This window comes from Streptomyces sp. (assembly GCF_019510245.1).
In the GTDB taxonomy this organism is placed as follows: domain Bacteria; phylum Actinomycetota; class Actinomycetes; order Streptomycetales; family Streptomycetaceae; genus Streptomyces.
Genome location: NZ_JAEKKT010000029.1, coordinates 1 through 7,303 on the forward strand (window position 1 = coordinate 1; position 7,303 = coordinate 7,303).

The 7,303-nt window shown below is 69.5% G+C and carries 8 protein-coding genes; 4 read left to right on the forward strand and 4 right to left on the reverse strand.

Annotated features, from left to right (window positions below):
• The 4 genes from JF597_RS00925 to JF597_RS00940 form a co-directional block, all read left to right on the forward strand.
• The coding region (locus JF597_RS00925; protein ID WP_293986780.1) for an acetamidase/formamidase family protein at positions 1-249 on the forward strand (249 nt) is incomplete at its 5' end.
• A gap of 29 nt (positions 250-278) precedes the next feature.
• Positions 279-1,286: an alpha/beta fold hydrolase gene (locus JF597_RS00930; protein ID WP_293986783.1), complete on the forward strand. Its 1,008-nt coding sequence runs from the start codon at positions 279-281 to the stop codon at positions 1,284-1,286.
• 2 nt (positions 1,287-1,288) lie between these two features.
• Positions 1,289-1,846 (forward strand): DUF1097 domain-containing protein, encoded by a 558-nt coding sequence (locus JF597_RS00935; RefSeq protein ID WP_069760095.1) that lies wholly within the window; start codon positions 1,289-1,291, stop codon positions 1,844-1,846.
• Positions 1,847-2,015: 169 nt separating this feature from the next.
• Complete coding sequence (locus JF597_RS00940) at positions 2,016-2,861, forward strand: MBL fold metallo-hydrolase (protein ID WP_293986787.1); 846 nt, start codon at positions 2,016-2,018, stop codon at positions 2,859-2,861.
• Between the two features lie 99 nt (positions 2,862-2,960).
• On the opposite strand, the gene JF597_RS00945 is transcribed toward JF597_RS00940, so the two are convergent.
• The 4 genes from JF597_RS00945 to JF597_RS00960 all read right to left on the reverse strand — a co-directional run bounded on the left by JF597_RS00945 (position 2,961) and on the right by JF597_RS00960 (position 6,905).
• Positions 2,961-3,563 carry a hypothetical protein gene (locus JF597_RS00945; protein WP_293986799.1) on the reverse strand — a complete coding sequence of 201 codons (603 nt, stop codon included), beginning with the start codon at positions 3,561-3,563 and terminating at the stop codon, positions 2,961-2,963.
• Between the two features lie 306 nt (positions 3,564-3,869).
• Positions 3,870-4,358 (reverse strand): SPW repeat protein, encoded by a 489-nt coding sequence (locus JF597_RS00950; protein ID WP_293986790.1) that lies wholly within the window; start codon positions 4,356-4,358, stop codon positions 3,870-3,872.
• A 189-nt stretch (positions 4,359-4,547) separates the two neighbouring features.
• Positions 4,548-5,798, reverse strand: coding sequence for a PP2C family protein-serine/threonine phosphatase (locus JF597_RS00955; protein WP_293986793.1), 1,251 nt, complete (start codon positions 5,796-5,798; stop codon positions 4,548-4,550).
• A gap of 192 nt (positions 5,799-5,990) precedes the next feature.
• Entirely contained in the window at positions 5,991-6,905 is a 915-nt protein-coding gene (locus tag JF597_RS00960; protein WP_293986796.1) for an SDR family oxidoreductase, read from the reverse strand.
• Positions 6,906-7,303: the final 398 nt, after the last annotated feature.

Here is a 7,303-nt window from a genome sequence, read left to right on the forward strand (position 1 = left end):
GCGACGATGGCGTACCGCAACGCCTGCCTCAACGCCGTCGAGTACCTGAAGACCTTCGGCTACAGCGGTGAACAGGCCTACCTGCTGCTCGGCTCCGCCCCGATCGAGGGCCGCCTCAGCGGCGTCGTGGACATCCCGAACGCGTGCAGCACCCTCTACCTCCCCACGGCGATCTTCGACTTCGACATCCGGCCGACGGCCGAAGGGCCGCGGAAGGCCGACCGCGGCCAGTGCGCCGTCACCTCCTGAAAGCCCCGTACGTTCCGAAAGGCAAGCCCATGAGCGACCATCTCACCTTCCAGCTGGGCGACTTCACCACCCAGCACGGCGCCACCCTGCGCGGCGCGCACCTCGCCTACACCACGTACGGCGAACTCAACGCGGACAAGTCCAACGTGATCGTCTACCCCACGTGGTACTCCGGCCGCCACTGGGACAACGAATGGCTGATCGGCCCCGGCATGGCCCTCGACCCGGCCGAGTACTTCATCATCGTCCCGAACATGCTCGGCAACGGCCTGTCCACCTCGCCGAGCAACACCCCGCCACCGTACGACCGCGCCCGCTTCCCGCACATCACGGTGTACGACCAGATCGAGGCCCAGTACAAACTGGTGACCGAGGAGTTCGGCGTCGAGAAGATCGCTCTCGTGACCGGCTGGTCGATGGGCGCCGGGCAGACCTTCCAGTGGGCCGTCAGCCCCTTCTGCGGCTCCCCCCGCACCAGCGCCCACAACAAGGTCTTCCTGGAGGGCGTCAAGGCCGCGCTGACCGCCGACGCGGTCTTCAACGGCGGCTGGTACGAGGCGGACAAGTGGCCGACCACCGGACTGCGGGCGCTCGCCCGGGTGTACGCGGGATGGGGCTTCTCGCAGGCGTTCTACTGGGAGAAGGAGTACGAGAAGCTCGGCTACACCTCCCTCGAGGACTTCCTGATCGGCTTCTGGGAGGGCTTCTTCCTCGACGGCCGCGACCCCAACAACCTGCTCACCATGCTGTGGACCTGGCAGAACGGCGACGTCGGTCTCACCCCAGGCTTCGGCGGGGACACCGAGGCGGCGCTCGGCTCCATCAAGGCGACCACGCTCGACATGCCCGCCGAGAAGGACCTCTACTTCCCGCCGGAGGACGAGGCCTGGGCCGTCAGCCACATACCCGGCGCGGAACTCCGCGTGATCCCCGGCATCTGGGGCCACTTCGCCGGCGGAGGCAGCAGCCCGAAGGACACCGAGTTCATCGACACGGGCATCAGGGAACTGCTCGCCAAGCCCGGCGGGTTGGCCTAGTCATGAAGGGCAGACTGCCACACGAGGTCAGCGCCTCGATCGTCGCCTTCGCCACGGTCCTCCTGCTCCTGAGCCCGCTCCACATGCCGACCTGGGCGATCTTCATCACCTGGGCCGGGACGTTCCTGCAGGGCGGTCCGAGCATCGCCAACGCCATCTCCATGATCACCGCCACCACGACGGGCGCGGGGTTCGCGGTGGCGGCCGTGCTCCTCAACCGGGAGACGGGCACCATGTTCGGCACCGGGGAGTTCGCCCAGACCCTGGCACTGGGTGTGGTGATCTTCTTCGTCAACGGCACCCTGCTGGCGACCGGCCGGCTGAAGCCGTTCGCTCTCATCCCGGGAATGTTCTTCGGCTTCGCGTCGACCTTCGCCACGTACTTCGGCGGATTCGGCTATGACGCGGGCAATCTGGGCGCCGCCTTCGTCAGCGCCGCCGCGATGTGCGCCCTCGGCCCGCTCTGCGCCGTCCTGGGACTGCGCCTGATGTTCGCACCGCCTCCCGCCCGCGAGCCGGAGCAGCACCTGACCGAGGAGGTGGCGCCATCGACCACTTAAGCGGCCGGATCCATCGCCGAGAGGCGATCCTCCTTCCCCAGTCCGCCTCTGACAGCCCCGGACGGCCCTCCCCCAAGCCGTCCGGGGCTGTTGCGTGCCGTCGAGTTTGCCGTCCGCACATCGAGGCAACTGCGGTACCTGTGCGCCAGGGACCCTTCCGGAGGACATCATGGACGACCCCACTGACGACGCGGTCGATCTGCACTTCATCGGCAACGCGACCGTCCTGCTGCGCTACGGCGATCTCACCCTGCTCACCGATCCCAACTTCCTGCACCGCGGCCAGTACGCCCATCTCGGCTACGGGCTGCTCAGCCGCCGCCTGACAGAACCGGCCCTCGACATCGGCGACCTCCCCCGGCTGGACGCGGTCGTCCTGTCCCACCTGCACGGCGACCACTGGGACCGGCGGGCCCGACGGCACCTGGACCACACGGTTCCGGTGCTGACCACGCCGCACGCCGCCCGCCGTCTCAGGACGCTGCAGGGCTTCCGGCGCACGGCGGGGCTGCGCACCTGGCAGGGCCACACCCTCCGGCGCGGCGACGTACAGGTCCGTGTCACCGCGCTGCCCGGCCGTCACGCCGGACATCCCCTGCTGCGCGGTCTGCTGCCCCCGGTGATGGGCAGCATGCTCGAGTTCGGCCCCGCGGGAAGCCCGCCGCGTCTGCGCCTGTACATCTCGGGCGACACACTGGTGTACGACGGCCTGGACGAGATCGCCCGGCGTTTCCCGGCCGCCGATCTGGCGGTGCTGCACCTGGGCGGCACACGCCTGCCCGGCGGCTTCGTGGTGACCATGGACGGCGCCCAGGGAGCGGAACTGGCCCGGCGCCTCGACCCCCGGCTGATCCTCCCCGTCCACTACCACGACTACACGGTGATGCGGTCCCCCCTCGACGCGTTCCTCGCCGAGGTCGACGCCGCCGGGCTCGGCGAACGACTCGTCCACTGCCGTCACGGGCAGCGCGCGCGGATAGCTGCCGCGCCGGGTGCCGTGCCGAGGGTCTCCTGACCGCACCGCGGGTCTCGTGTCCGGCGTCCCCGCCCCACTGCCGCGCCGCTACGCGCAGTGTCTCGACGCTGGTGAATGACGGGGGCCGCCGCTGCTGGTTCAGGCCCCGAGCTTGGCCACCATGGTGTTCAGCGTGCCGGCCAGCGCGTCGAGTTCCCGGTCCGTCGGAGGGTCCGTGTCGATCCGGCGGGCGAGTTCCTCGCCGGAGAGGATGTCCATGGCTCCCGCGTACCGGTCGGAGTCCGTTTCGTCGGTGGCGATCACCTGGGCACGGCCCTCGAGAACCACGAGTGTGGAGGAGTCGGGCGCCGCGAGCAGTTCTCGTACGTGGTCACGGGTGACCGGACCGGGCGTCTCGGGCCGGCGGCCGGTGCTCTCGACTCCGGCCAGGGGCTCGTCGTCGGCGGTACCGCCCCGCGTTCCGTAGCCCTCGACGGCACTCGCCGTACCCGGCACAAGCCGGTTGTGTGCCTGGCTCTCGCCACCGGAGTGGGCTCCCGGCTCCTCCTCGCTGCGCGCCCGGGCGTACCGGTCCGGGCCGTCGGGCAGCGGTCGTTCCTCGTCGGCTTCGTCCTCGCGTTCGCCCTCTGCCTGAGAGGGGGTCGTCCGGGGCGGATCGGAGAGGGGGCGGGTTCCTGCGGGATCGGTCGACATGTCGTCGTCCCGGTCGCCCTCGGCCTGGGAAGGTGTGTACTCGGTCATCGGGGCCCCTCCAGGATCATCCGGCGTCACGAACAGAGTCATCCGCCGGGCACGAGCGCTGGGACCGGTCCCCGACCGCGGGTATGCGGTGACGTGCGGATCCTCGTGTGGGCGTGCCGGGTGCCCGCCGCGTCTTCGACGAAACGAACCGTGGGGGTGAGGAGCGTGTAACCGGGCGGTAGGCGGTCCCATCCTGTGTCCTGTTCAACCGCTTGGTGCCTGGGCGCCGCACGCCTTCTGCAAGCACCCAGGCCCCTATGTGTGTTGGTCGCCCAGGCGCTTGCCCAGGCGCTGGATCCGGCCGGGTCAGCTCCGGCCGGATCCGTACGTCGCCGACGTGCCCCGCTCCGCGCCGGACGGTGTGCCTCGCCCGGCGAGCGCGCTGGCTGCCAGGCCCAGCAGCAGGGCGACGGCACCGACGATGATGTTGTTCACCACCGACCTGGTGGTACTGACGTCACCGGCCACCGCCCACGGGGCGATGATGGTCCACACACCCAGGGCGCAGGCGGCCCACGCCATGCTGTGTGTGCGTTCGTAGGCGCGGCCGAAGCCTCCGCTCAGCAGGAGCGCGTAGGCGATGCCGACGATCAGGTTGTTGACGGCGAGCGTCGACAGGCCGTTGAACCCCGCGATCCACGGGGAGGCCGCAAGGTACACCCCCGTGAGGAACGCCATTGCTTCGACGCCCTGTGCCTGCGGAGTAGTGGTGGCACGCTCCGCCATCTCGTGGCGCCAGTGCATGTCGAGGATGTCGGGGTGGGTTTCCATAGACGAGTGAGGCGAGGTAGTCATTCCCGCCACCTCCCATAATGGGCTGAGGGTTGATGGTCAGCCGCGAGTACCCCCGGCGACCGGATCCACCGTCGATTTCGCATCATGTCGGCAACGGTTGGCGGCCACCCTTACCAGGCGTCGGGTCCTGGAGTTCTAAGGCCAGGACTCCCCGGGTGGAGCCGTCTCACCTGGGCGCCCGCACCTCGCTCAGATCATCGGCGAGGTCGGGTTGGACGTGCGATGGTTCTCGACGGGTGCAGCCGGTTCCGAGGCGCCGTGCCACTCGCACAGCAGGACGGTGGCGTCGTCACTGAGGTGGCCGTCGTGATGCTCGAGCACGGCCCGCACCAGACGGCGCAGGGTTTCCGGGGCCGGAAGACCGTCGGCCTGGTGGCGGAGGACGAAGTCGACGAAACGGTCACGGCCGAACTCACGCCCTTTCGCGTCACGGGCCTCGACGATGCCGTCGGTGTAGAGCAGCAGCTGGTCGCCGGGCTCCAGGTGCTCGCGGCACAAGATCGCGGGAAGGCCGAGGTTGGTGCCGAGCGGGTGGGTGGGGGTGCTGGTCAGATGGGTGGTCCAGCGTCGGCCGCGGATCAGGACGGGCGAGTGGTGGCCGCAGTTGATCCAGGTCAGGACACCGGTGTTGAGGTCGAGGTCGGCCAGAAGCGCGGTGGCGTAGCGGGATTGGGCGAACTGCTCTATCAGTGTGGCTTCGATGGCGTCCCGGGCTTCGGTGATGCTGTTGCCCTGGCGTCGCTGGTTACGGCAGGTGGCCATGGCGAGGTTCGCGGTCAGTCCGGCGGAGGTGTCGTGTCCCATGGCGTCGAAGACCGCAAGGTGAACGGTGTCGCCGGCCAGGGCGTAGTCGAAGGCGTCACCGGCGGTGGCGTAGGCCGGTTCCATCGTCGCGGCGATGGTCACCCGCTTGTTCGCGAACGCCCGGGGAGGCATCAGCGTCCACTGCATCTCCGCGGACACCGTCATCGGACTGATACGCGTGAGGCGGGCGTAGGAGTCGCTGTGGTGACGCTTGGAGACCAGCAGCAGGCCCACGAGCGAAGCCAGGCCCTCCATCGCCGCCCGCGTGGGCTCGTCGGGTTCATCGTCGGTTTCGACTCGAAGGACACCGAGGCGTTCGGTGCCGTCCAGCACCGGCAACCAGTGCTGCAGTCGGTCGTCGACGGGCGTTGAGTACGACTGCGTATCGCGAAAGGCGCGGCCGGCCAGCGTGGCGTCGATCCGCATCTCCCGGCCGCCCGCTCCGGCGTCCAGGCCCCGCCCGGTGGCCTCCCGCAGCACCAGTTCCTGGATGTCCGCCACGTAGATACCTACCCGGCGCAACCCGGCCTCGTCGGCGTGGTGGGCCACCAGGGCCGGCAGCTCCTCAAATGCTGACAGGTGGCTGCCCCGCAGCAAGGCGTGGAGCATGCGGGCCGAGTCCTCGAGCGAAGTCATGCGGTCAACCTGACAGCCGGGGGCCTCCCGCAGCCGCCACCCCCACCGACCCGCCGCCCCGAGAGGCCTTGCGTCGGCCGACGAATCGAGAAACCCGAAACGGACATTCGCAACCACATGTAACCCCGCAGCAGACGTCCACACTCGAACACGCAGGCGGTTCACCGAGGAGGACGCAGTTCCCCGGTCCGGTCAGGGCTGCGGGTGGTGGACAGCGCGCAGTTCGTCGGTGTACCGGGCGAGGGTGTCGTCGGCCGTGGGGACGGGGCCGAAGAGTTGTTCCTGGCGGCGGGTGTCGGCGACGTAGCGGCCGGTGTCGAACCAGCCGAACATCGCGGCCATGTCCTTGACCACCGGGTTGAACCGGCCGACGACGGCTCCTGCGGCGCGGACGACGACGGACGGGACGGCCCACACCTTGATCTTCCGTCCGGCCCGTTTGCCCATCAGGTCGGCCATCTCTCGCATGCTGACGGGGCGGTCCCAGCCGATGTCGATGCGCTCGCCGTTGGCGGCGTCGGCGTCGACGGCGGCCGCCAGGTACGCCGCGAGGTCGGAGGTGCGGACGAAGGTCAGCGGGACGGTGGCCTTCGCCATCCAGATCAGGCGGCCCTTGTCGATCGGGTTGCCCGCCATGGTCGCGATCTGGTCGAGGAACGCCCCCGGGCGCAGTGCGACGAAGGGGACGCCGAGTTGTTCGAGCTTGTCCTCGGCGATCTTCTTGTGCCAGAAGTGCGGGACGTGCGGCGTCCGGTCGCTGGTGAGGATGCTGGTCAGGACGAACCGCCGGATGCCGGAGCGGTGAGCGGCCTCGGCGAGGTTGGCGTTGCCGACCGTGTCGATGTCGTGCGCGTTCTTGCCGCCGCGGGTGTAGCCGGCTGCGGTGGTGATGACGGCATCGGCTCCGGTCATGGCGGCGACGAGCGAGTCGAGGTCGAGCATGTCGCCGCGGGCGATCTCGACACCCCGCTTTTCGAGCCTGCCCGCGTCGGTGGTCGGCCGGACCAGGGCGCGGACGTTCTTACCGCGCCCCAGCAGTTCGTCGACGACCTTGCCGCCGAGGGAACCGGTCGCACCGACGACGAGGACGGGGAGGGTGGTGGTCATGGCGGTCTCACTTTCCATCAGGTCAGGAGTGGGGATGAGGTGGCGCAGACGTGGGCGCCGTCGCCCCGGGTTGCTCAAGGGGCGGGCCTGTGAGGGATGGATCTGCGGGGCGGGTCACCGCCGGTCCGCAGGAGCTTGCGGGATCGACGGTGAACCGGGCGCCGTCCTCGATGTGCGGCCGGCGGGCGGCGGGGAGGGGCTCGACATCCCCGTGAGAGGGGTGTTGCCCCGGACGAGTGCCGCCTGCCTGCCGGAAAGGATTCGCACTTCGCCAGAACTGGGGTGCAGGCCGAGGGGAGTTACTCGGACTCTTCCCGGGGAGCAGCAGAGCTGTTGATCGCGTCGGCTATGACGTAGGCGATACGGACGAAGGCCTCTGCCTCCTGCGCCGAGAGGTC